The organism is Segatella hominis (assembly GCF_019249725.2).
Lineage (GTDB): Bacteria > Bacteroidota > Bacteroidia > Bacteroidales > Bacteroidaceae > Prevotella.
The window spans coordinates 1,890,863-1,914,032 of the sequence record NZ_CP137559.1; the positions used below are offsets into that span (position 1 = coordinate 1,890,863).

At 45.7% G+C, this 23,170-nt stretch carries 24 protein-coding genes and 2 pseudogenes; 3 read left to right on the plus strand and 23 right to left on the minus strand.

Features of this window, described 5'->3' with window-relative positions; all coding sequences use genetic code 11:
• Positions 1-70: 70 nt before the first annotated feature.
• From KUA50_RS07855 to KUA50_RS07945, 19 genes and pseudogenes are all read right to left on the minus strand, one after another.
• On the minus strand, positions 71-556 hold the full coding sequence (locus tag KUA50_RS07855) for a glycoside hydrolase family protein (protein ID WP_218456827.1): 486 nt from the start codon (positions 554-556) through the stop codon (positions 71-73).
• Positions 553-1,044 (minus strand): DUF3872 domain-containing protein, encoded by a 492-nt coding sequence (locus tag KUA50_RS07860; protein WP_413777455.1) that lies wholly within the window; start codon positions 1,042-1,044, stop codon positions 553-555. The genes KUA50_RS07855 and KUA50_RS07860 overlap by 4 nt, the downstream gene beginning before the upstream one ends.
• A 16-nt stretch (positions 1,045-1,060) precedes the next feature.
• Entirely contained in the window at positions 1,061-1,930 is an 870-nt protein-coding gene (locus KUA50_RS07865; protein ID WP_218456826.1) for a toprim domain-containing protein, read from the minus strand.
• A 12-nt stretch (positions 1,931-1,942) separates the two neighbouring features.
• Positions 1,943-2,524 carry a conjugal transfer protein TraO gene (locus tag KUA50_RS07870; RefSeq protein WP_218456825.1) on the minus strand — a complete coding sequence of 194 codons (582 nt, stop codon included), beginning with the start codon at positions 2,522-2,524 and terminating at the stop codon, positions 1,943-1,945.
• 3 nt (positions 2,525-2,527) lie between these two features.
• Positions 2,528-3,556: a conjugative transposon protein TraN gene (gene traN / locus KUA50_RS07875; protein WP_218456824.1), complete on the minus strand. Its 1,029-nt coding sequence runs from the start codon at positions 3,554-3,556 to the stop codon at positions 2,528-2,530.
• Between the two features lie 59 nt (positions 3,557-3,615).
• Positions 3,616-4,959, minus strand: coding sequence for a conjugative transposon protein TraM (gene traM / locus KUA50_RS07880; protein ID WP_218456823.1), 1,344 nt, complete (start codon positions 4,957-4,959; stop codon positions 3,616-3,618).
• Positions 4,940-5,230: a TraL conjugative transposon family protein gene (locus tag KUA50_RS07885; protein ID WP_218456822.1), complete on the minus strand. Its 291-nt coding sequence runs from the start codon at positions 5,228-5,230 to the stop codon at positions 4,940-4,942. The genes traM and KUA50_RS07885 overlap by 20 nt, the downstream gene beginning before the upstream one ends.
• Positions 5,231-5,241: 11 nt before the next feature.
• Entirely contained in the window at positions 5,242-5,865 is a 624-nt protein-coding gene (gene traK / locus KUA50_RS07890) for a conjugative transposon protein TraK (protein ID WP_218456821.1), read from the minus strand.
• Between the two features lie 30 nt (positions 5,866-5,895).
• Positions 5,896-6,909 (minus strand): conjugative transposon protein TraJ, encoded by a 1,014-nt coding sequence (gene traJ, locus KUA50_RS07895; RefSeq protein WP_218456820.1) that lies wholly within the window; start codon positions 6,907-6,909, stop codon positions 5,896-5,898.
• A gap of 3 nt (positions 6,910-6,912) precedes the next feature.
• Positions 6,913-7,524, minus strand: a complete 612-nt coding sequence (locus KUA50_RS07900; RefSeq protein WP_370867672.1) for a DUF4141 domain-containing protein — start codon at positions 7,522-7,524, stop codon at positions 6,913-6,915.
• Between the two features lie 48 nt (positions 7,525-7,572).
• A pseudogene (locus tag KUA50_RS07905) lies at positions 7,573-8,157 on the minus strand (TraG family conjugative transposon ATPase); the annotation flags it as partial.
• Between the two features lie 110 nt (positions 8,158-8,267).
• Entirely contained in the window at positions 8,268-10,079 is a 1,812-nt protein-coding gene (locus tag KUA50_RS07910; RefSeq protein WP_218456819.1) for a reverse transcriptase domain-containing protein, read from the minus strand.
• Between the two features lie 561 nt (positions 10,080-10,640).
• A pseudogene (locus KUA50_RS07915) lies at positions 10,641-12,566 on the minus strand (TraG family conjugative transposon ATPase); the annotation flags it as partial.
• The gene (locus KUA50_RS07920) at positions 12,563-12,889 is read right to left on the minus strand and encodes a DUF4133 domain-containing protein (RefSeq protein WP_218456817.1); all 327 of its coding nucleotides are present in this window, start codon (positions 12,887-12,889) and stop codon (positions 12,563-12,565) included. The gene KUA50_RS07920 and the pseudogene KUA50_RS07915, both read right to left, overlap by 4 nt.
• Before the next feature lie 20 nt (positions 12,890-12,909).
• Positions 12,910-13,215, minus strand: coding sequence for a DUF4134 domain-containing protein (locus KUA50_RS07925; protein WP_068856396.1), 306 nt, complete (start codon positions 13,213-13,215; stop codon positions 12,910-12,912).
• Positions 13,216-13,371: 156 nt separating this feature from the next.
• The gene (locus KUA50_RS07930; RefSeq protein ID WP_256624239.1) at positions 13,372-13,851 is read right to left on the minus strand and encodes a DUF3408 domain-containing protein; all 480 of its coding nucleotides are present in this window, start codon (positions 13,849-13,851) and stop codon (positions 13,372-13,374) included.
• A 22-nt stretch (positions 13,852-13,873) separates the two neighbouring features.
• Positions 13,874-14,566 (minus strand): hypothetical protein, encoded by a 693-nt coding sequence (locus KUA50_RS07935; protein ID WP_218456816.1) that lies wholly within the window; start codon positions 14,564-14,566, stop codon positions 13,874-13,876.
• A 10-nt stretch (positions 14,567-14,576) separates the two neighbouring features.
• Complete coding sequence (locus tag KUA50_RS07940) at positions 14,577-14,987, minus strand: DUF3408 domain-containing protein (protein WP_117587574.1); 411 nt, start codon at positions 14,985-14,987, stop codon at positions 14,577-14,579.
• 5 nt (positions 14,988-14,992) lie between these two features.
• Positions 14,993-15,754, minus strand: a complete 762-nt coding sequence (locus KUA50_RS07945) for a ParA family protein (protein WP_117587563.1) — start codon at positions 15,752-15,754, stop codon at positions 14,993-14,995.
• Between the two features lie 895 nt (positions 15,755-16,649).
• Here KUA50_RS07945 and mobA point away from each other — a divergent pair.
• The 3 genes from mobA to mobC are packed head-to-tail and all read left to right on the plus strand — an operon-like array spanning position 16,650 to position 20,351.
• Complete coding sequence (gene mobA, locus KUA50_RS07950; protein WP_032856281.1) at positions 16,650-17,069, plus strand: conjugal transfer protein MobA; 420 nt, start codon at positions 16,650-16,652, stop codon at positions 17,067-17,069.
• Entirely contained in the window at positions 17,054-18,307 is a 1,254-nt protein-coding gene (gene mobB / locus KUA50_RS07955) for a conjugal transfer protein MobB (protein ID WP_218456815.1), read from the plus strand. Before mobA ends, mobB begins: the two co-directional genes overlap by 16 nt.
• Positions 18,308-18,344: 37 nt before the next feature.
• Positions 18,345-20,351 (plus strand): conjugal transfer protein MobC, encoded by a 2,007-nt coding sequence (mobC, locus tag KUA50_RS07960; RefSeq protein WP_218456814.1) that lies wholly within the window; start codon positions 18,345-18,347, stop codon positions 20,349-20,351.
• A gap of 52 nt (positions 20,352-20,403) precedes the next feature.
• On the opposite strand, the gene KUA50_RS07965 is transcribed toward mobC, so the two are convergent.
• From KUA50_RS07965 to KUA50_RS07980, 4 genes are all read right to left on the minus strand, one after another.
• Entirely contained in the window at positions 20,404-21,159 is a 756-nt protein-coding gene (locus tag KUA50_RS07965) for a hypothetical protein (protein ID WP_004293874.1), read from the minus strand.
• On the minus strand, positions 21,128-21,607 hold the full coding sequence (locus tag KUA50_RS07970; protein ID WP_004293873.1) for a Panacea domain-containing protein: 480 nt from the start codon (positions 21,605-21,607) through the stop codon (positions 21,128-21,130). Before KUA50_RS07970 ends, KUA50_RS07965 begins: the two co-directional genes overlap by 32 nt.
• Positions 21,608-21,710: 103 nt before the next feature.
• Positions 21,711-22,316, minus strand: a complete 606-nt coding sequence (locus tag KUA50_RS07975) for an RteC domain-containing protein (protein WP_005861685.1) — start codon at positions 22,314-22,316, stop codon at positions 21,711-21,713.
• Positions 22,317-22,554: 238 nt separating this feature from the next.
• Positions 22,555-22,977 carry a dihydrofolate reductase family protein gene (locus KUA50_RS07980; RefSeq protein ID WP_005861687.1) on the minus strand — a complete coding sequence of 141 codons (423 nt, stop codon included), beginning with the start codon at positions 22,975-22,977 and terminating at the stop codon, positions 22,555-22,557.
• Positions 22,978-23,170: the final 193 nt, after the last annotated feature.

Below are 23,170 nucleotides of genomic sequence, written 5' to 3' on the forward strand. Positions count from 1 at the left end.
CTGCGATGCTTGCAAAGAACAAAGGACAGCCCCCAATCAAAAGGACTGTCCTATTTTATAAAACCTTATTCTATGGAGTAAACAAGAGCAGATACTCCATTTTTCTTCTTCGCTCGATGGAAGGCACTATCTTTCCATTCCACCTTTTGAAGTCCACATAATCACGATAGATGTTTCTGTTGCCACTTCGCATCTTGGAATACATCCGGCTTTTCATCACCTTTCCACATCCCACATTGTAGGCAAGTGCAGCCAAGAGCAGCGAGTCACGACCGAAACCACGGAACATGGCGCAAAGCTTTCTGAGGTCAGAGCGCAGCAAGGCATCGGCTTGCCGTTCCGTCATTTTTGGAGAGAACCGCTCGCAAGGCAACAGCTTGTGCCCATATCCGACATAAGGATGATGCTTCGGTCCATGCAGACCCTCGTACTTCTTGATGCAGGCGACAGCCAACTCAAAACGTGACACATGACAAACTCGCTTTATCGCCCCTTGCGTCTGGGCAGACAAGCTGCCCGACACAAGAAGTAAGGCTAACAATATCATCAACCTCATACGCTACCGAGTTTGTTGGCACTTCTCGCAAACTCTTCCTCCTCATCAGTATCGTTGAAACTGAACTCCATTTCGTATGACTTGCCGAAGTTGTCCTCCACCACCACTGTCAGCGTCTGTGTCTCCGTACTTGCCGAAGTATAGTAAAGACGGAACTTCTCGTTCTCCAACAGATAGCGGTCGTTAGGCTGGAACACCGTTCCGTTCTCCATTCTCAGCGAGCCTTTTCCGTCATGCTGAAAATAGCGGATGGTATAGATGGTGCCGTCAAACTTGCCCTCCGCCTTCAACTCGCAGCGGATTTCAACGGTCTGTCCACGCACAATGTCCTTTGGTACAGGCATCGTCTCCACCTTGAAAGGATACGATTGCTGAATGTCCAGCTCATCGCTGCACGATGAAAGGATTACCGACAAGGCACACACGAAAAGGAATGCCAACACGCTCACTGATTTCTTGATTTTATTGTTCTTCTTCATTGTCTTGATGCTTTTTGAATGATTGTTACTTTCTTGTCTTATGGCTCATCAAGTACTCGTTCAAGTCCTTGTAGCCAGTGTATAGATGCGAATGGTCAATGACCTTATCGCCATATCGCTTTTGCAATTCTACACAGGCATTCTCGCCTGCCTCGTCATTGTCCAAATGACAGTACACTTGTGCATAGCCATCCAAAAGATGATGCACCTTTTGCATATTAGCCACCGAGTTGAGGATAATATGATCCTCACCACGACCTATGCCGAGAATTACGGCAGAGAGGAAATCCATAAAACCCTCGTACAGATGGCAAACGTTGCTGTTCCTGCCAATGAGAGTGACGTCCTTTGGCGACACGCAACCTTTGAAGAAGCGGTTGCGTATCTCGTAGCCACCGCTGTTGTTCTTAAAACCGACAGCAAAGAACTGTTTGCCATTATATCGGTATTCCACCTGACAGCAGAAACGGCTCGCCACGTCAGCCGATATGCCACGCTCACGCAAGTACTGCCTGAGAGCAGGATGACTCAAAGGCTTTTCCACAATATCACTAAAGGGATTGCCTTTCGCCTTCACAGCCTTTTCCGCTATCCTTTGATAATGCGGAAACGATGTCGGGAAGCTGCCACCAAGTGTTTCTGATATGAACTTGGCTTGCGCCACAAACTCATTGCTGTTGATGAACTCCCCTGCGAGGTTGAAGATGTCACCACCTCTGGCGACGCCATAGTCATACCAGACATTCTTGTCCGTTGATACCCGAAGCGAAGGATTGCGGTCGTTGCGGTATGGCGCATGATACCAAAGTCCCGAAGCCTTGTGCTTGACAGGCTCAATGCCGAGAATATAGAGAAAGTCCACAATAGGCACTTGTTTGATTTCATTGATGTCCATAGGCTCACTGTTTTAGTTGATGATGAACTTCATGCCAATACCAAACTGCGTGTGGAAATGTCCCGTGCTGTTGCCCCAAACAAGCCTTTCCTTAACGGAAGCGGTCAAAGCTATTGCATCCGACAGGTATATTTCCGTTTCCAATGCCACGGCACCGCCATAGATAAACGCTCCCTTGTTCTGCAAGGTCGCTCCGTCCGACATGGTTCTCTTGCCCCAGTTTACGGACTCATAGCCAGCCAGTGCCGTACCTCCGATATAGAACAGCACTGTCTTGCTGTTGTCGGAAAGGAAGTTGTAGGAATAACCGAACTCGCCCGTCATTTGTGCCATTGGAACGGAAGTTTCACGGTAAGGCTGATGTACTTGCAGATATTCCGCCCCATACGTCCACTTGTCACCACCCTTGGTATAGCTCGAAAGTCCGAGACCTGCATAATAGCCAGCCTTGCAGGACTTCTTGCCGTTATATACTCCGTCAGCCATGCCGACCTTCACCTCGATGCCTTTCATCTGAGGAAGGCATCGTTGGGCGAATGCCTGCCCTGCGGTGAGGGCAAGCAACGCCATGATTGCAATGTTTCTTCTTTTCATCCGTTACTTCACGCTAAGTTCGTTGATTGTCAAAGCTCGCACCAAGTCACTGTTCTCCACGACAAACGACTGATGGCGACCGCCTTCCTTCTCGTTCATCTCCACGACAAGTTCCTTGTCGTCAGGAATGGTAAATTTCGGCAAGCAGAACACCGTCTGCTCCGTTTTCTTGCCAGCCACACGCACCACATAGTTGTAGGCACGGACAGGAAGAAGCACCTGCTCCTGAATGGCGGTTCGCTTCGCCACCTTCTTGTCCACCACCTTGAACGTGATATAGTCCACGTCAAACGGCACGTTGCTCTGGTTCTTGATTTCTGTGTGGAAATACAGCAAGTCGCTGTGTACATAGATGCCCTTCAAAAGATACTGGATTCCGAAACGCTTGCTGCCGATGTGCTTCACCTTGCGCTTGTTCTCCTTATGGATTGACTTCATGATGAGGTGTACCAGCATGGGACTTTCCTTGCCCAACTCCTTGAGATAAATCTCCTGCGCATTGTTCGGACGGTTCACCACCTCACCGTCATGGATGAAGTCCGCCATCTCGATATTGAGCATGAGCGGTTCCTTGGCATACTTCACATTGAAGGTGTAGAATGAGCCATCCTCCGTGATGACGCTCATATTGGTCTCCTTTTTGAAATTCTTCACGGCTGCTTTTACACGGATAACATTCTCCGCACCGTCCGCCTTGCCGGCTATCAAATCCTCTGAACCCAAGTCAACGTACTTGACAGAGGCAGGAAAGAGAATATGAACCGTCTTGTCATAAGTCACTTCCAAACCATGAGGTGGAATCATGCGGTCGAAGGTCAGCTTCTTGGTCAAGCCGTGATAGAGGTTGCTGTTCTCTTCCTTCTGCGGATACACCTCCTTGGTCAAGGTAAGTTTCTCTTCCTGGCCGGAAGAAACATTGCTTACTTGCTCAGTCTTTACAGACTTCTGCGCTTTTTTCTTGCCTGTCTTCTGCGCTGATGCAGTGCAGGCTACACCCAGCATAAGGGCGAACATGATTGTTGTCTTCTTCATTTTAGTTTGCTTTTAATTAAACTTTTGGATTAAGTGGTATAAATGTTGTTGCCTTTCGGCTAATCTTCCTCTTGGTAGAGCATGACCCTGTAGCCAGCCTTCAGGTGTATCTTGACGGTACGCATCTTCTTGGAGATATACTGCGACACGCCTTGTATGACACCTTTTCCCAAGTCGGAGGCAAGTTGTGCCCCGGCATTGGAGGAAATGTTGATGCTGCTGTTCAGCGAGCTTCCCATGTTGGCACCCACTTCCTTGGCTGCGTCAACCTCCATCGACTTTGGGATGAAGATGCCCTCCTGACCGTCATTGTCATAGACTGCAAGCTCAATCGGTATAATCATGCCGTTGTGCTCAATGGACTTCAAGGCTATGGAAAGCCTTTCACCTTGCAATCGTGCCACTCCGACAATGACAGAATTTCGTGGTATCTCCCTATTGCCTACACGCATAGATTCCAACAATCTCAACCTTACTGCCTGTCCGTCCGTTATGGTCTGGTTGCCGTGGATGCAGGCAGAAATCGTGTTTTTGTCGGAAACACCACCTCTTCCGATGGCGGTATTGAATCTTGCCGAAGCCTTTTCCGAGTAAGAGGCGACAAACTCCTCGTTACTCATGGGGCGGTTCAAGGACGAGACTACACGCCTTTGCACTTGCCTTACAGGGGAAACCTTGGCTTTCTTGCCCTTGGTGAAAGCTTCCTTGTTTTCCTCTGTTGCAGTTTCTGCCGATGAAGGACTTGCCGCATTGGCATTTCCACCAGGCATGTACTTTGCCGCAAGTTGGTAGGACTTCTCCATAAGGGCAACTTGCTCATCCATATTGGAACGCTTGTTTTCCTGCTGCATCATGCTTGCCTCCAGCTCGTCAAGACGTTTCCTCAACTCAGCATCTTCGCTGCTTCCCCCTTGCTGTGGCTGTTCATAGAAACCGCCCAAGGTCGTGTTCAAGGTTTGGTATGCTTCGGCAGACGAGCGGATGGCATCCGCCTCCTGTCTTTCCACTTTTGTTGGCTGCTGCCCAGACTGCATCAGGTCAAAATCCTTACCTTGACCGGATGCTGTGGAATCAATGCCTGGCATGTATTCTCCAAGGGTGTTCATTGCCCTGCTTTTTTCCCTTTGCTTATTGGCAAGATCCTCATTGGAGTATGCCTTGCGCTTGTCTGCCTCCACATCTGTCTTCTCCGCATCGGGCATTTCCATGTTGAATCCCTTGCTGCCTTTCTCACCCTCTGATGCCGACGGCTTGAAGATGAGCCATAACACCAATGCACAGACGAGACACATGCACGGTATGGCAATCATCTTGTTGCGCTTGATACGCAGTTCCTCTGTTAAAGGTTTCTTTTCCTTTGGAGCCTTAGCCGGCTCCATCTTGTCATTCTTCTCCTTCTCCATGTATCAATTCTTTCAGGTTGGTCACTTGCTGCCCCTTGTCGGTGGGCAACTTTACACTCTCAATATGCTCAATCTCTATATTAGAGGTCTTGCCGTTTCCGAAGTTGATGATGGCTGAACCTATCATGTAAAGGCTACAGAGGGCAAACAAGCCGAACATGACAAGCACGACTTTCAGTCTTACCCTTGGCGGAAGGGAATCCAGCCTGTCACGCAGTCTTCCCTTCATATCATTCACCTTTTCTTGGATTGTCTTAATCGGATTTTCCATTCTTGCTATTTTTATCGTTCTACTGTACTGATGTCCCTGTTCTCCACAATGGTGAAACCTTCAATGGTAAAACCATTCGGGTTGTCGTCGGAGCGTGTGGCGTTCACCAACCTGCATACGGTGACAAGACTTCTCTCCGTCACGTTGCTCTCTCGGAGTATCACCTGCCGTGCGTAGGTCTTGGCTTGATAAGGGTAGTTGTCAAAATTACAGACCACGCTGTCCACTTGCAGCGACAGGTTGATGTTTCCCGCGATGAGTCTGTTGTAAAAACCTTTCTCCGCAAAGTCCTGGTAATAGTTGTATGCGCTCTTGTCTGCCAGCAGCAAGGCTCGTTTCACGTTGTGCTCGATGGCGCTCTTTTCGGGAGATAGCGTAAAGAACAGCTCATGAAAGCGTCTCACGTGTTCCCTTGCCTCGGCAGGTCTGTTCTGTGATAGGTCTTGCGAGAGGGCGAGCATCAGCGACTTGCCGCCGTCAAGGACGTATATCTTCTCGCGCTGCTTTTCTGCAAATCGGAATGCGAACACCACCGAACATATTGCGACGACAGCGCAACCGATGACGAGGACGATGCAGAACAGGCGTATCTGTCTGAACGAGGTCTCTATATTCTTCAATGACTTAAATTCCATTTTTCTTTTCGTTGTTTTATTCGTTAATGACTATCGTTTCTTAAATCCGCTCTTGATGAGCCTTCCGGCACGTCCTGCCACATTTCCAGCCGTTGCTCCTGCGATGCTTCCGCCCAGTGAGCCTGCCGTGTTCACGTTCCGGTTGTAGTTGCCGATGCCGCCACCTGCCTGTATGATCCATCCCGCCACAGTCGGTATGGTGAAGTAACCGATGATTCCGATGATGAGGAAAACGATGTAAACACCGTTGCTTGCCTCAATGGAAAAATTCGGGTCGTTCTGCAATGCCTCGATGTCGTTTTGCAGCATCAGCACCTGTATCTTTGCAAGGATGGTACTGAACAAGTCCGAAACGGGTAGCCAGAGATAAATCTGTATGTACCTGCAGAACCATTGCGTCAGCGTGGACTGGAATCCGTCCCATACCGATATGGCGAAACAAAGCGGTCCGAGGATGGACAGGACAATGAGGAAGAATGTCCTCAGCACGTCTATGACCAGTGCAGCGGCTTGGAACAGCAGCTCCAGCAGTTCACGGAAGAAATCACGGATGCTCTTCTTCATGCTGTACATGCCACGCTCCACATACATTCCCGCCATTGTCACCACGTCGCCGGGTGACCAGCCGAGTTCGTCAAGCTGCTTGTCAAACTCCTCGTTGCTCACAAGGTATGCGGTTTCCGGATTGCGTTTCATCGCCTCATACTCCAACTTGTCTTTCTGCGCCCGGTATTCATTCATGTCGAAGGTCTGTGTCTCCAACATGGAATGTGTACCTTGCACAATGGGACTCATCACGCTGTTGAGCGTACCGAGCACGATGGTCGGGAAGAACATGATGGCAAGTCCGATGGCAAATGGACGGAGCAGCGGAAATACGTCTATCGGCTCTGCCCTTGACAGTGACTGCCAAACTCTCAGGGCGACATAGAACAGCGCCCCAAGTCCTGCAAGTCCCTTGGCAATGTCCGTCATGTCGGAACACAGCGGCATCATCTCGTCATACAGGGAACGCAGTATCTGGTGAAGGTTCTCGAAATCCATAGGCTACCAGTATTTCTCGTTTGACTTGCCGTAGAGTCCCATGATGCGGTCGAGGTCGTTTTTCTTCTTGGCACGCAGATAACTCACGGAAATGTTCTTGTTGGTGTAGTAGCTCACGAGATTGCGGTAACGCTTCATCTTCGAGTAGCAGCGTTCCACCACGTCCATTCGCTCCTTGTCCGTCATGGAAAGGGTCGTGATATTCACCACGTTCTTCAACTCCGTCAGCACATCGTTGCTTTCTTCCAGCAGTTTGGTGTAGCCGAAGCCGATGGCGGAGAGTTCCTCCACGGAAAAATTGTCATCGTGCATCATCTTCTGATAGTTGTTGATGTAGATGTCCGTGATGTCACCCACCATGAGGATGGTCTGCTGCACCTTGCGTGCGTCCTTGACGAGGTTGTTCACCGACTTCAGCGCATCGTAATACTTCTTGCCCTGCTCGTAAATCTTCACGGTCTCCTTGAAGTTGTTGATCATGTTCTGAGCCGTCGAAGACGTGTGGACGATGTTGTTGGACGAGTTGATGATACTCTGCGCAATGTTGGTAGGATCTATGACAGACCACTGTGCGCTTGCCTTTCCCACCATCAGCAGGAACAGGCAGATTGTCATGATTACTTTTGTTCTCATTTTTACTTTTGGATTAAGTGGATAATGAATTTACTTGTTCTCTTGTTTGTCCTCTGCAAGCTGCCGGATGGCGGCTTCCATGTCACCGCCGAGTTTCTCCGCCAATGCCCTTACCTCCAGTTTCTCACTTTCCTCAGTCGTATAGGCGAGATATTCCTGCGTGGACACCTCTGTGGCATATACTGCCGACTGCGTTCCTCCGACTCCTATCCATACTTCCTTGTAGAGACGTGAGGGGTCGTTGGACTGGTTGATGGAGAGAATCTGCGACTTCTCCTTTTCCGTCAATCCGAGCAATGACTGTATCTGCTCGAACTTGTTCATGAACTTCCTCTGGTCAAGGAGTATCTTGCAGTCTGAGTTGTTGATGATACTGTCCTTCACGATAGCGGAGGATATGATGTCCTCTACTTCCTGGGTTACCACAACCGCCTCACCGAAGAACTTTCTGACCGTCTTATAGAGATACTTGATATAGGAAGCCATGTTTGCCGAAGCTATCGCTTTCCATGCTTCTTCTATCACTATCATCTTGCGGATGCCTTTCAGGCGGCGCATCTTGTTGATGAACAGCTCCATGATGATGATGGTCGTGACTGGGAACAAAATTGGATGATGTAGGCTAAGCACCCAGCGCCTTGCCATATTACTATGGTAGGTTTCCAAATGCTCGCCCCCGAACCGGACTTACACATTTCGGCGTATCCGGCTCTCCATTAATTCTATCAGTCTATACTACCGTAATGGACTTTCTTATGGCAGCTACGACATAAAGCTATCGTCTTACGCTTGCGTGCAATCATGTGGCGTTCCCAATCTTCCTTTCCTTGAAGGTCTTTGAGTTTTCTCACATGGTGCATATCAAGTTTTACGTTTTCCTTTCCACACAATTCACAACGGTTTGCCTTTAATCTGTCGATAAGACTTGTTCCGTGGTAAAAGTATTGAACAGGTAATCTGTCATAGCAATCTCCATATTCTTGTTTCTTACGCTTGAACCCATCGTGATAAAACTGCCTCTTTAAGGTTTGTCCTTTTCTGTTCTTATAGCTTACTGTGAACACTCCGTCTTTCTTGTATTTCTTGCAGATTTGCACTACAGAACTTCTATACTTGGACGCATAGGTTTTGTACATGCTATACTCCATGATATACTTGAATGTATGAAGCGAATGACAATTGTTTGCTATTGAATAGAAGTTATAGATACCTCTTATTTCAGCATTGTATCTTTCCAAGATTTCCAAGTCATCACTGTTGATGAGATATGGTCGGTGCTTAGGCTTGTAAAACTCCTTTCCATTGTGCATCTTTATCTCCAATGCACCATAGTCAAGGAGTTTCTTTCTAATCACTTGCGTCGGCATCTTCAAGTACACCTTATTATTAAAGGGTCTTGTCAATCTGCCAGCCTTGTTTCTCTTGGTCAATACAGATTTGCGGATATAGATTTCATAGCCGAGGAACTTTGCAGACTTTCTTCCATGTGTAATGAGTGTCTTCTCATCTGAAAGTTCAAGCGAAAGCTTCTCGGCAAGGAACTTTTTGATGTCCTGCTTGATGGCTTCCGCCTCTTTCTTTGTTCCAATGACAGCACACAGAAAATCATCTGCATACCGTACATATTTTAGGCGTCTGAAATTTGCATCCATATCCACACCACAAGGAATTTTTGCTCTTTCCTTATCAAAGTGTTTTATTTCTTTGACTATGAATTTGCGCTCTTCCCTGTCTGTTACCGCTTTGAGTTTCAACACTGCACGACTTTTGCCGTACTCAAATTTCACCCTTTCGGGATTGTCTGCTCTTTCCTTGCCCTTGTTGAATTTTTGGATGTATTCACGCATATAAGTGTCAAGTTGGTCAAGGTAGATGTTTGCCAATATCGGGCTGATTATTCCACCTTGTGGCGTGCCACTATATGTTTTGTTGAATACCCAATTTTCAATAAATCCCGCATTGAGGAACTTGCGTATCAATCGAAGAAAACGCTCATCGTCAATTCGCTTCCTTAAAATGTCTATCAATGTGTTATGATTGATATTGTCAAAGAAGCCTTTGATGTCCCCTTCTATGAACCAACGTGTCCCATTGAATGACTTTTGAATTTGTTGCAAGGCTGTATGACAACTTCGCTTGGGTCTAAAACCATGGGAATTGTTGTCAAAGCTACCTTCATATATCGCTTCCAAAATCATTCTGACAACTTCTTGCAGAAGTTTGTCATTGAATGTGGGTATGCCAAGAGGTCGTTTCTTCCCATTCTTCTTGGGAATATAAACTCTCCTTGACGGTATGGGCTGATATGACTCGTCTTTCAACGAAACTATCAGTTTTTCAATGCGTGATATACTCATGTGGTCAATGGTGGCGTTGTCTGCCCCCTTGGTCATGTTACCCTCCTTTGCATAAATGCGCTGATAGGCAGCATAGTACATCTGTTCATTGAAGAGCAGGCGGTAAAGCCGCTCAAATTTATAGTTCGGTTGTCGGCTGTGTATAGCCAGACTGTTTAATACTCTTTCTGAATTTCTCATAATGTCTCACACATTTTTCATTAATTGTATTAAAAGAATTAACTGCCTCCCTTTGCCATGTGCAGGTCATTATCCTGCTCGGACTACTACGGAGGCTCCGTTGCCTTGTCAGATATTCAGAGGTCTGCACCTCATAGCCTTACAAGTGGCTTTCCGATTTAGGCAATCCCCGTTTGCTTGCATAATAACTCTTGCCTGATAGACAGGAGGATATGACTTTCGTCCTTTTCTGCTTATTGCAGATGCGTCGTGACAAGTACATGCTCTGTTCTCCTCAAAGACTGGAAAATGAGTGTCACGATACAACGAGTTTAGCTATCTTACGTTGCAGGTACGCGCAGATACCGCTTGGACTATCATTCAATCAGTATAGATTTTATCCTTTGTCTATCTTTTCATCCCACCATTCAGTCGCAATCTGATAGCTGATTGACTTATGGATTTCCTACATGCTACACTCCCCATCGTCTTTCGTTGAATGGATAAGTAGGCGGATGATAGGTTTTTTCAATGTACACTTGCCTAATTCCTTGCTAATGGAATAGTTATTTATGCAGCCTTGACGGGCGCACCCTTGATGGAATCTATCTCGAAAACGATGAACCGCTTGTGCAGCAGGTCAAGCTCCTTGTCGGAGTTAAGCAGATAGTCGTACTCACCACCTTTGTAGTAAGGTTCCAGCACGTTGAGAAATCCGTCTATATCAAAATCTTTCTCACGGACTTTCTTTTCTTCCAGCACCTTGCGGTATTCCGTTCCCACAAACTCATAGAAGGTATTGAAGCATGGAACGATGTCGCTTTCCTCTTTCAGTTTACCGATGTAGAGCGACACGGCATTTGACAAGGCGACCTCTTCCGCTCGTGTGGCAGGCTCGTTGTCCTTCTTCCAAAGCGTCAGGAGCAATGTCTTGATGCTCTCTCGCTTCTCGATGTCAAAGACCTTATCCTCGGTGAAGAACGGATTGAATGAGATGGGACTCTCGTCCGTATAGGTATAGTAGATACCGTCCTTTCCGCCTGTCTTTCTGTTGATCATCTCGCAGAGTCCCTGGTAGGAATTTCCCGTATCCACCAAGACCACATGCGTGCCTTGCTCATAATACTGTCTGACGAGGTGGTTCATGAAGAACGACTTCCCGCTTCCCGATGGTCCGAGAACGAACTTGTTGCGGTTGGTTGTCACGCCTTTTCTCATCGGCAAGTCAGAGATGTCAATGTGCAGCGGCTTGCCACTGATACGGTCTGCCATCTTGATTCCGAACGGCGAGGGAGAATCCATATAGTTGGTTTCCTCCGTGAAGAGACATACCGACTGCTCGATGAAGGTATGGAAACTTTCCTCTGACGGAAAATCACCCTCGTTGCCGGGTATCGCTGCCCAGAAGAGTGTCGGACAATCCACCGTATTGTGGCGTGGCACACATTCCATGCTTGCCAACTGACTGCCCACATCATTGCGAAGATGCTTCAACTCTTCCATATCCTCGCCCCATGCCAGGACATTGAAATGGGCACGGACAGACTGCAAGCCTTGTGAGTGAGCCTCGTTCAGATACTCGTCAATCCATTCCTTGTTGATGGCGTTCTGTCGGCTGTACCTTGACAGCGAGTGCATGTTGCGGGCGGTCTTCTCAAACTTCTGCAAGGTCTCGTCACTGTTGTCTATGAATACATACTGGTTATAGATATGGTTGCAGGACAACAGCAAGCCAACAGGAGCGGCAAAGGATAGTCGGCAGTCACTTCGGTCAGTGGACAATCGCTCAAAGCGGTTGTCCGTAGATACTTCCGTTGGCAGGTCTTCCGTTTGCGACAAGGTATGCAGACAAAGATGTTTGTTCCCGATACGCATACCTCGTGCAGACAATTCCATGTCCTCCAAACATTGCACGTTCTCAGTGGAGAGCGAGAGGTACTTGCCTACAAGTCCGGTTGTTCGTTCCGTGCCTGTGATTTCATCGTCTGTCAACTTTCGCAACGATATATAACCACTGTCATTGATGATTCTTGCGAACTGCTCCACGGCATCAAGGAATCTTGCTACCGTTTCCTTGTCCTTGATTTCCTTGGGGATGATATGCCCACGGCACAAGGTGGAAAAATTGCTCTGGTGTGCCATGCGCTCCTTGGAGGTCTTGGTGAGGAACAGGTAACACTGGTGATGCAGGTAAGGACGCTCATTGAAGTGTCGCTCATAGCTTCTTGACAGAAAGCTCATGTCGCTATTCTGCAAGTCCGGCGCATAGTTCTCTTTCACGAACCAGTCCTGCTTGTGTACGATGCTGTAGTCTGGCAGCACCTTGATAGCCTTGCACCATGCGGCATGTACCGACTCATACTCCTGCGATGTTACCGTGAAGATTTCGGGGAGCGTCACCTCGTAGGCGACCGTGATGTCGCCATCCTTGGAGATAATGCAGCCTTGCTCCACGGCAAGCAACGGGAACTTGCTTTCAAGGGTGCTTGATTTTCTGATATTTCTCATTCTTCTTTCTTTTTATGTTTGAACATTCGGTTTGTTTTCCTTCGGTTGAGGATATAGCGTGGATGGCTCTTGGAGGCAAGGAGCTTCATCAGTCCATGCTCACCATACTTGTTGTTCAGATGGAATGTTCCCCATACAAGCAATGATCCGAGCGTGAGACCCAAGCCGATGCAGACCAGTTGGTCCGAACCTGCCATATAGAGGACGACCACAAGGAAGAAGACGGCAAGCAGTCCACCTGCGAAGATGAAGAGGTACTGTGCCTTCAGTCCCTTGAACTCAACCGAATGACCGATGCCCTTGTTGATTGGGTAGTCAGCCATAAGTCTTATACCTTATTATATTATAGGAAGAATGAGCGGAGGATGGTTGCACTCACGATGAGGAAGATGCAGGCTCCGAACCAGCTTGCGGCAGTCTTGCTCGTGTCCGGGTCGCCTGATGAGAACTTGCCATACACCTTGATGCCTCCGATGAGACCTACCACGGCACCGATGGCGTAGATGAGCTTCGTGCCCGGGTCGAAGTAGGAGGTCACCATACTTGTTGCCTCGTTGATACCTGCAAGTCCGTTGCCTTGCGCGAATGTCTGTGATACGGCTGCGACAATCATCGCAGCGAGAAGAATGATTCTGTTTTTCTTGTTCATAAATCGTTTTTTGTCTGTGCCTTGGGGATTGGATGATCCCGTTTGGCGGTTGATACTTTTGTTTACTCATGCGGCATAATGCCGACTTGTGGATTCAGTGGCGAACTGAGATTTTAGCCGTAGTCTTTCTTTTTCATTGGTGTACTATTATTATTGTTAGAGGCGATATGCCTTTATACCTTCCTCAAATGCAGTTTTAATTTCTGCATCATATACGTTGAAGTGCTCGTTGATGATGTTATCAATGTAACTTGACATGGAAACCTGTCCCTTGCCAACGACATTCACAAGCCTCATAATGCGCTCATGGGTCTCTTCTCTGATATAGATTTGTTTTCTTGGTCTTACAGTAAAGTCTGCATCTACCATGAACTTATCTACATACTGCTCGCTACGGTTTTTCTCCGTTCTATCAATTGGTTCAAACTGTCCCATCTCGAAATTTCCAAATGTTACATCCCCCTCCAAATCATTCTCTTTGTATGAAGAACTGTTTGGAAAAGCCTCATCAAGACAAGCGTCAATCTGCTTATGAATTTTCTTCTTGCACTCATCATGATTTCTCATGTAAATCTCATACAACTCCTTGTCATCTATCGAAGGAATTTGTCTTTTAACACTGTTTCTTTTTTTCATCGTAATTCTTACGTTTTAATTGTTATACAAAATCTCTAATATTGAAATCCTTGAAGTTTTCAGGAACAACAAGTTTCTTTTTTTCGATAACCTTTGTTGCTTTTTCCGACATAGGCTTAACGGTGGAAATGTTCGACATGTGCAATTCCATCAACGCATTCATTCTGCGTTTGATAATCTGGGAACGCTCCGCTATCATGTTGAAAAGCTCGTTGCCTTCCATTTCAGAAAACACCTTGCCAGCATGAGCACATTCTTTGTTTGTGGCATTCTGCTTGCTTGCCGTTTCAACAGCCTTGTCTATCTCCTCGAAGCTATTGCCACTTGCTTGTTCAACAACTGCTTCTTCTTCCGATTCATCATACTTCACGCCAACATCCTCAATACGTGTATTTGTGAAAACTTCATCCAACTTATCATCAGGGATGCGAGCGGACTTCCTCGGAGAACTGTCTTCCTCGAATGTAACCTCACTTTCCTTTATCACTTCACCCTCGTCCTCCTGCTTAGTTTGCACAGTTTCCGTTGGGACTTTTTTCGGTGAGACGGTATAAATGTGTCTGACGATGAAGTCATCCGCAGGAATAGGTGGGTTCTCCTTAGGTTCAACCTTGACCTTTTCTATTCCCAACTTGTTTCTAAGCCAGATGTCGGCATCAAACACCAAAACTGCTATGCTCCATACAAAATACAGGAGCACAATTATCACTAACATTATTCCCATATTACCACATGATTATGTCCTTGTTATTCTTCTTATACACTTCTTTGATAACTTCCCCATATTTTTGGAAATGTTCTGTCAGCACATGGTCTATATAACCCGACAAGGACATGTCCTCACGGTTAATGACAGACACGAGGCGCATGATGGTTTCATGATACTCCTTTCGGATGTATGTCATCTTGCCAGAACGAGCAGGATTCTCAGACCTGCGGATGTACCTTTCTTGGTATTCATCCATGAGATATGAAGTACCCTTGGAAGGTATCGCTTCTTTCGGTTTGCTGACTTCGTTCTTTGGAGCCTCCTTTTGTATAGGTTCTTCCGTTGACGCCCTGCTTGGTGGCATGTGTGGTCGGAATGAGTTTCTGAACTCTTCCGAGTCGATGTTTACTTTCAGATTCTTTGCCATACACATTACTTCTTGATGATTGATAGAATTTCGTCAGCAAGTTTCTCTATGTTGCTGCCCTTTATCAACTGCTTGTCGGGAGGAAGGATTGTGGAGCGGAATACCGCTTTGTTGCCATCCTCTGCACATTCCTTTCTGAATCGCTTGCTGTCGGGAATGAATGTATCCAAAACCGACAAGCCCAATCCGTCCATCACACGACCAGCTTTCTCATAGAGGTCTGTCTTCTCTCTTGCATCAACCATATTCCAAAGCATATTCAACTCTTTGATATTGGTCTTTCCGACACTGACGAACATATCATTCAACTGGCTGGCGAACATGATGGAACTTCTCAATACCACGTTGTCTGCCGTAATTGGGCAAAAGATGTAGTCCATTGTAGCAACGGTATCTATCACGCCGAGATTGTCAATCGTTCCTGCGAGGTCGAAGAAGATGAAGTCTGGCGGAGTATCCATATCCAAGAAAGGCTTAACAGTTTCCACTGCCTCTTCTGGACGACTCTCCACGATTGGATAGGCAGGTTTGCCAGTTCGTTTCATCATCTCATGTGTCTGTCTCAACAGATACTCGTTGCTCTCGATACTCTGCATGTCACGTTCTCTCATGTCTTTGATGCTGAACTGTGGAAAGTCGCAGTCAACCACCACGACATCGTAGCCTCTGACATAATAAAGGTAACTTGCCATCAACACCGTTAGTGTTGTCTTGCCAGCCCCTCCCTTTTGGGTGGAGAAGGCGATGAATGTTGGTTCTTTCTTCATGTTTGTCTTTTTATGAGTTATACATCTTGTTTATTGTTATAATATACTGTATTCTTGTTGGTGATACAGACAATATGTTACGATGCAGGTCTGTATTCCATATAACATACAGGCATCCTTGACAATCATTCTGTATTCGTATCAGACAAGCAGTTTTAATGTCTGTCTAATTTCATACTGTAATGTTTTATGGTACACCTATATGTCATTCCTTTTCCGTGCAGCCATATCATTCTGTTTGCATGTCAAACGTTTTATCATATTACATGTAATACGTTTTATATGACTGCATTGGAGCATCTGAATATGCCGTCTGTTTTGCATCATTCAAGACACGTATGTCTGTCATTCACGCTGCAAAGTAACAACGAAAAATCCGAAAAACAATGGTTTTCAAATCCTGTGGCAGCATGTTGCCGATAGTTGCAGTGGTTGTCTGGGGTGCATCTGTTCCAAGGGTGCTTTTTTAGCCGTAATTTTGCACCCGAAAGGCAAAGCGATGGATAGCGCATCCATATCGTTCCGAGAAGAACTAAGGCTTGATGCTCCGCAAAGGACTGGATTTCCCGAACAGCTTCCATTCGGGATGGGGACAGCTTCTTACGAAGGCTAACTTCAATCCACCCTAAGCGGATTTTTATGTCCTCAAAGACATAGCAAGGTATGTTTTGAGTTACTCAAAACCTTTGGAGTTACTCTCCGTAACATCGTGCCAGCGAGTGAAGAAGAAAAGTTCCTTTTCATTCTTCCGAGCGCAGCAGATGTTCGAGGGTACCTCAAAGACCTTGCCCTGCCGGGTTGGTAGCCTCTCCGAAGTCGGGCTCCCCATGTTCCAATCTGACGATAGTTTGTGCAATTCCATTATTGCCGCATGTACCACTTAATCCATTTTAATATGAACACAGAAAGAAAACGAGGGGGACGAATCCCCAAGCTGAACCCGAAGTCGCACCATGTGATGCTTCGGTTCGACGATGACGAGTGGATGAAATTCCTCGTCATGTATGAGCAGACTGATGTGAAGGCAAAGGCTGTCTTTGCCAAGGCACGCATCTTCGGCGAGCCGTTCAAGGTGCTGCGCGAGGACAAGACACTGGTGGAATACTACACCAAGCTTTCTTCTTTTCACTCGCAGTACCGAATGATTGGCAACAACTACAACCAGGTTGTCAAGGAACTCCGTTGTCATTTCTCAGAGAAAAAGGCGATGGCTTTGCTCTATAAGCTGGAGAATTGCACCAGGGAACTGGTCTCTCTTACCCGTGAGATTGTTGAACTAACCCGTAAGTTTGAGGAAAGATGGTCGCAAAGATAAGTTTTGGAAGTTCATTGTATGGGGCTCTGGCATACAATGGTGAGAAGATTAACAAGGAAGAGGGAAAACTCTTGGCTACAAACAAGATCTTCGATGATTGTTCGGGAAAGACGAGCATCGCCAATGCCTTGCGTGATTTCCAGCGATACCTTTCTCCGCACATCAGAACAGAGAAGCCTGTCGTGCATATATCCTTGAATCCGCATCCAGATGATGTGCTGACGGATATGGAAATGGAGAACATCGCCCGTGAATACTTGGAGCGCATGGGATATGGCAACCAGCCATACATGGTTTACAAGCATGAGGACATCGACCGTCATCACATGCACATCGTGACCATCCGAGTGGATGAAAACGGCAAGTGTTTGGATAGCCGATACAACTACCATAGGAGCAAGGCTATCACCCGTGACTTGGAGGAGAAGTACAATCTCCACAAGGCAGACCGCAAGCAACGCCAGGCAGACAATCCACTCCGCAAGGTGGATATAAGCCAAGGCAATGTGAAAAAGCAGGTTGCCAATACCGTAAAATCTCTCTGCGCTACCTACAGGTTCCAGTCCTTGGGCGAATACCGTGCACTTCTTTCCTTATATAATATATCCTTGGAGGAAGTCAGAGGCGAAGTTGGCGGTCGTGAGTATCATGGTTTTGTCTATTCTGCCACGGACGGACAGGGCAACAAAGTTGGAAATCCTTTCAAGGCTTCCAAGATTGATAAGTCTGTCGGTGTGGAGGCGATAGAAAAGCGGTTCGCTTATTCTACCAAGAAGTTCAAGGAAGACAAGAAACTCTCCGAGATGACCCGTCATAGCGTAGAAGCAGTCTTGAAGCAGACATACCATAAGGATAAGTTCATAGAACTTCTGAAAGCAAAGGGCATTGATGTTGTTTTCCGCCATACAGCTGACGGCCGTATCTACGGAGCAACATTCATTGACCACCGCACCCAAAGCGTTTTCAATGGTTCAAGGCTTGGAACGAATCTTTCTGCCAATGCCCTGCAGGAGCTCTTCACCTTGCCTTACGAGAATGAGCAACCGATACCGCTTACCATTCCAACGGAAGATGGCGTTGTCTTGGAGAAGGAACTTCAAAGCTCTGGCTTGTTCGATGAGTACGGCAGCGGTCTTGGACTTATGTCTGGAGGAGGTTCATCAAATGAGGCACAGGAAGCAGCATTCGATAGAGAGTTACGCAGAAAGAAAAAGAAGCGAAAAGGGAGAAACCTTTAATCGTATTATCAAGGTATAACTTCAAAACAGAAAAACAATGGCACAAGAAGACGATTTGAGAGCATTGGGAAAAATAATGGATTTTCTCCGTGCCGTGAGTATTATACTCGCAATTATGAATGTATATTGGTATTGCTATGAGGCAATGCGCATGTGGGGAGTGACAATCGGGGTTGTTGACAGAATCCTGATTAACTTCAACCGTACAGGTAGTTTATTTCATTCTATCCTCTACACAAAATTGTTCTCGCTCTTACTCTTGGCTCTCTCATGCTTGGGAACCAAGGGCGTAAAGGCAGAGAAGATGAGTTGGAGCAAGATTTGGACGGTTCTTGTCGTAGGTTTCTGTCTGTTCTTCCTCAACTGGTGGATATTATTGTTGCCTATATCTCATTTGGGCAATGCCACGCTGTACATCTTTACAATGACAGCGGGTTATATCTGCCTGTTGATGGGAGGACTCTGGATGAGTAGACTCTTGAAACACAACCTCATGGAGGATGTCTTCAATAATGAGAACGAGAGTTTCATGCAGGAGACCAAACTCATGGAGAACGAGTATTCTGTCAATCTTCCCACTCGCTTCTACTACAAGAAGAAATGGCAGAGAGGATGGATCAACGTGGTCAATCCATTCCGTGCCACCATCGTGTTAGGTACACCGGGTAGTGGTAAGTCCTTTGCTGTAGTGAACAACTACATCAAACAGCAGATAGAGAAGGGTTACTCGATGTATATCTATGATTTCAAGTTTCCCGACCTTTCGACGATTGCCTACAATCACATGATGAACCATCAGAATGGATATAAGGTCAAGCCCCAGTTCTATGTCATCAACTTTGACGATCCTCGCAGAAGTCATCGCTGCAATCCGATTCACCCGGATTTCATGAGTGATATTTCCGATGCTTACGAAAGTGCATACACCATCATGCTCAACCTCAACAAGACGTGGGTTCAGAAGCAGGGCGACTTCTTTGTGGAAAGTCCGATTATCCTCTTTGCAGCTATCATCTGGTATTTGCGCATCTATAAAAACGGAAAGTATTGTACCTTTCCCCATGCCATCGAATTGCTTAACCGCAGATACGAGGATGTCTTTCCGATTCTGACGAGCTATCCCGAACTGGAGAACTATCTTTCTCCATTCATGGATGCATGGCAAGGTGGAGCGATGGAGCAGTTAGCGGGGCAGATTGCAAGCGCAAAGATTCCACTTTCAAGAATGATCTCACCACAACTCTACTGGGTGATGTCCGCAAGCGAGTTTACACTCGACATCAACAATCCCGAAGAACCGAAGATTCTATGTGTCGGCAACAATCCCGACCGTCAGAACATTTATGGTGCTGCACTCGGCTTGTACAACAGCCGCATCGTGAAACTCATCAACAAGAAGGGACAACTCAAATCATCCGTTATCATTGACGAGTTGCCGACTATCTATTTCAAAGGCTTGGATAATCTGATTGCCACGGCACGAAGCAACAAGGTTGCCGTCTGCCTGGGTTTTCAGGACTTCTCGCAGTTGGTTCGTGATTATGGAGACAAGGAGGCTAAGGTGGTTATCAATACCGTTGGTAATATCTTCAGCGGGCAGGTCGTTGGCGAAACCGCCAAGACTTTATCCGAGCGTTTTGGAAAAGTGCTCCAAAAGCGTCAATCCATTTCCATCAACCGTCAGGATGTCTCTACATCCATCAATACCCAGATGGACAGTCTCATTCCGCCAAGCAAGATTAGCGGACTCACCCAAGGTATGTTTGTCGGTTCTGTGTCCGACAACTTCAACGAGCGCATCGAGCAGAAGATTTTCCACTGCGAGATTGTGGTGGATGCCGAAAAGGTCAAACGGGAGGAAAGTGCCTACAAGAAAATTCCTGTCATTACCGATTTCACGGACGAGGACGGCAACGACCACATGAAGGAAACGGTGCAGGCGAACTACCGGCGCATCAAGGAAGAGGTGAAGCAGATTGTGCAGGATGAACTGGAGCGCATCGCAGGCGATGACAACCTGAAGCATTTGTTGCAGCAGAAGTAAATAAAAAAATGAAGAAAGGCTTACCATAAACCTTTCTTCATTTTTTTAGAACTTAAGCATTATCCATACTTACTAAGATTCCGTTTTCCAAAATTTTTTGCAATGGAATTTTCTTTAAGATTTCTTGATAAGTGCTATAGAAGTCATTATCAAGTCCTATATAAACAATATTGTCATGTAATTCTTCTATAACACTAATATGTGAATGCAATTTGCACTTTTTATCAGAACAATCTGATACGATACTTTTAATTCGTTCCAACTTATTTAATAAATCATCATATTGAGATAACCCTTTTGTAGTTGGTTGTATTTGATAATTAGTTTTCTTTGCCGGTTGTATATTATGTTCAGGATCTAATAATACTATGTGAAATATAGAAGAATCCCGATCAAAATAACCTACAATACGCCCCGTACTTTTTGTTATCGAAAATTGCATTATTGGAAAATCTGTCTCATTGTCCAATATTTCTTTTGGTAGCCAATCTAAATCTTTTCGTTGAATAGGAATGTTTTTAGCACTCCAATCTATTGGATGACATCTTAATGCAATACTACCTCTATTTTCTTCTAATACTTCTTGCGGTGTCATAGTACCCAAAGCACCTAATCGTTCAAGAAGCCCAATATGCCATCCCTTAGAACACTCTCCAATCTGAAAATTAGGTATCTGCTTAAAGTAAGAGAAGGAAAAAGTTATCTTCCTTCTCTTTAACTCATTTTCTTGTTCTTTGGTAACTAATGATTTGTTTCCGTATTTAGGAGAATCTGAATTAAGATTTAATAGTTTCCCATTTTTTCCCATAATACTCAATCATTAGTTCTGGAGTAATAACCTTGTCACAACGCTCATTTACATTTAAATCTCCACGTGTTTCAATCCAAGGCATCTCATTGTGGGACAATCGTTCTAATTCAGCACCGCTATATTTAAGATAATTCTCCAATATAAAGTCAATAAATTCAGCGTCTTCTGATGATAAACTCACATTGTGATTCATGCAATCATCAATATTGATTTCTGAATAGAGATATTTTGTAGAATTAAATCGATTGTAGATTTCTCGATTTACCGGACCATGAATCCATGCTTCAAACTCGCCGTCAAACATAGGTTTTTTATTGATACCATAAGACCATGCTTGAACATAATACAATAACTTCTGCAACTTTAAATTTATTAAAGACGCAAATCTATCTTCCGATTTTACTCGTAAGATAATGTAGTCTGTTATATCGTGTATTGAGTTCATCTGAATTATGACTATATCAATTTCAATGCAAAGTTAATATCTTTTTCTAATATAACAAAATAATGAATTGAATTGATGTGATTTATTCTAATGAATTTGTTTTTTATCTCCTCATACGATCCAACTCATCATCGCGCAGCATCCTCTCGTTCAATTTCTCCTGCATTCTGTCAAGGAAGTAGGTGCGGCTTTCGTTCTTCCGGCGTTTGATGTCGGTGTAGAAACGGTAGCAGTCCTTCGACTCAACCCCGAATATCTTGTAAAGGAGCGGGGCAAGCTGTTTGAGCGGCATGTTGCCGTTGTTGATGCAGCCCATCTCGTCGATGCCGTAGATAAGTTCCACGAGGTCGATGGCATTGCCCGTCCATTGCAGGAGGCTGGCGGTGGTTTCTGTTGCGTTATTGGCGGATATTAGTGGTGGCACTTGGGGCGTGGCAAGGAATTTCTGCATCTTTCTTACGAAAGACAGAGCCTTGCTGACGTAGGCGGCAATCTCTCTTTTTTCTTCTGACAGATTACGCACGGGATGGTGCTGCAACTCGATTTCGATGTAGGCAAGCGCGATGACGGTAAGGTTCATGTCCATGCCGCCGTTGCACAGTTCGATCACTTGGGTGGCGAAAGCCGTGTATGCCGTTTCCATATTGCAGTCGCCGGCTTCGTTTATCAGGCGGAAAAAGTCGGTTTCCGCCAACAAGAAATAATTCATGGTTCTGTCAATTTTGAAAATTACACTTTGTTTTCTGCGTGCGCACATAAATATAATTGGCAAAAAGCGCGGCAGAAAATATTAAATCCAACACTCAATTTTACAAGGTGCTGGATTTCAAAGGCATAAAATTCAATATTTTTTCACAAGGACAAATTATCTCCGACTTAAATTGTTTGTAATCAGAACATTTATTCTATTCCTGAAAATAGAAATGTATGCTTGCCGCACATTTTGGCTATCTTGCTTTTTTATCAAGGATATAGATAATGCGACATACACCGTTGGAATAGCTTTTCAAGGAGGAAAGCGTCCAGTGTTGCTCCGGCAGAGCCGATTTGAAAAAATGCCGTCCTGTTCCCGCGATGAAAGGAACGGTGTATAGTATGATTTCGTCCACAGCGTGCATACGCAGCAGTCCGTTGATATAGTCCGACGTGTCTGGTGTGGCTTCCGCGAGGTAACGAATGTTTGTACCGTCTTTCCGCCATTCGTGCAGCATTGAAATGGAATAGTCCGGTGTGACATGGTAAAGGGCTTTCTCCCTGATTTCATCAAGACCGCAACGGTCAAGGCACAAATCCTGATGTGCTTTATCATATAACTCTGAAGAAAGACATCCGTCCATCGTCAGTACGGCGAGAATCTGAACTTTACCCATAATCGTTTCCTTTCGTTAGGCAAGGGTAAAAAAAGTAGCGTGCAATTCACACTACCTTCAAGCGATGGCTCTGGTAAAGCCTTTACGGAGAGTACGTGAATGCACGCTATGCATAAGCATAGCATAAGCATCACGCAATCGTCTCCGTAGTTCCAATTTACCAGATTTTCGCTTGAAACGCCTTGCGGTCTTA

Excerpts from the sequence above, each read along its gene's own strand:
- KUA50_RS07855 (WP_218456827.1), bottom strand. The coding sequence starts at position 556 with ATGAGGTTGATGATATTGTTAGCCTTACTTCTTGTGTCGGGCAGCTTG.
- KUA50_RS07865 (WP_218456826.1), bottom strand. The coding sequence starts at position 1,930 with ATGGACATCAATGAAATCAAACAAGTGCCTATTGTGGACTTTCTCTAT.
- KUA50_RS07870 (WP_218456825.1), bottom strand. The coding sequence starts at position 2,524 with ATGAAAAGAAGAAACATTGCAATCATGGCGTTGCTTGCCCTCACCGCA.
- traN (WP_218456824.1), bottom strand. The coding sequence starts at position 3,556 with ATGAAGAAGACAACAATCATGTTCGCCCTTATGCTGGGTGTAGCCTGC.
- traM (WP_218456823.1), bottom strand. The coding sequence starts at position 4,959 with ATGGAGAAGGAGAAGAATGACAAGATGGAGCCGGCTAAGGCTCCAAAG.
- KUA50_RS07885 (WP_218456822.1), bottom strand. The coding sequence starts at position 5,230 with ATGGAAAATCCGATTAAGACAATCCAAGAAAAGGTGAATGATATGAAG.
- traK (WP_218456821.1), bottom strand. The coding sequence starts at position 5,865 with ATGGAATTTAAGTCATTGAAGAATATAGAGACCTCGTTCAGACAGATA.
- traJ (WP_218456820.1), bottom strand. The coding sequence starts at position 6,909 with ATGGATTTCGAGAACCTTCACCAGATACTGCGTTCCCTGTATGACGAG.
- KUA50_RS07900 (WP_370867672.1), bottom strand. The coding sequence starts at position 7,524 with ATGACAATCTGCCTGTTCCTGCTGATGGTGGGAAAGGCAAGCGCACAG.
- KUA50_RS07910 (WP_218456819.1), bottom strand. The coding sequence starts at position 10,079 with ATGAGAAATTCAGAAAGAGTATTAAACAGTCTGGCTATACACAGCCGA.
- KUA50_RS07920 (WP_218456817.1), bottom strand. The coding sequence starts at position 12,889 with ATGGCTGACTACCCAATCAACAAGGGCATCGGTCATTCGGTTGAGTTC.
- KUA50_RS07925 (WP_068856396.1), bottom strand. The coding sequence starts at position 13,215 with ATGAACAAGAAAAACAGAATCATTCTTCTCGCTGCGATGATTGTCGCA.
- KUA50_RS07930 (WP_256624239.1), bottom strand. The coding sequence starts at position 13,851 with ATGAAAAAAAGAAACAGTGTTAAAAGACAAATTCCTTCGATAGATGAC.
- KUA50_RS07935 (WP_218456816.1), bottom strand. The coding sequence starts at position 14,566 with ATGTTAGTGATAATTGTGCTCCTGTATTTTGTATGGAGCATAGCAGTT.
- KUA50_RS07940 (WP_117587574.1), bottom strand. The coding sequence starts at position 14,987 with ATGGCAAAGAATCTGAAAGTAAACATCGACTCGGAAGAGTTCAGAAAC.
- KUA50_RS07945 (WP_117587563.1), bottom strand. The coding sequence starts at position 15,754 with ATGAAGAAAGAACCAACATTCATCGCCTTCTCCACCCAAAAGGGAGGG.
- mobA (WP_032856281.1), top strand. The coding sequence starts at position 16,650 with ATGAACACAGAAAGAAAACGAGGGGGACGAATCCCCAAGCTGAACCCG.
- mobB (WP_218456815.1), top strand. The coding sequence starts at position 17,054 with ATGGTCGCAAAGATAAGTTTTGGAAGTTCATTGTATGGGGCTCTGGCA.
- mobC (WP_218456814.1), top strand. The coding sequence starts at position 18,345 with ATGGCACAAGAAGACGATTTGAGAGCATTGGGAAAAATAATGGATTTT.
- KUA50_RS07965 (WP_004293874.1), bottom strand. The coding sequence starts at position 21,159 with ATGGGAAAAAATGGGAAACTATTAAATCTTAATTCAGATTCTCCTAAA.
- KUA50_RS07970 (WP_004293873.1), bottom strand. The coding sequence starts at position 21,607 with ATGAACTCAATACACGATATAACAGACTACATTATCTTACGAGTAAAA.
- KUA50_RS07975 (WP_005861685.1), bottom strand. The coding sequence starts at position 22,316 with ATGAATTATTTCTTGTTGGCGGAAACCGACTTTTTCCGCCTGATAAAC.
- KUA50_RS07980 (WP_005861687.1), bottom strand. The coding sequence starts at position 22,977 with ATGGGTAAAGTTCAGATTCTCGCCGTACTGACGATGGACGGATGTCTT.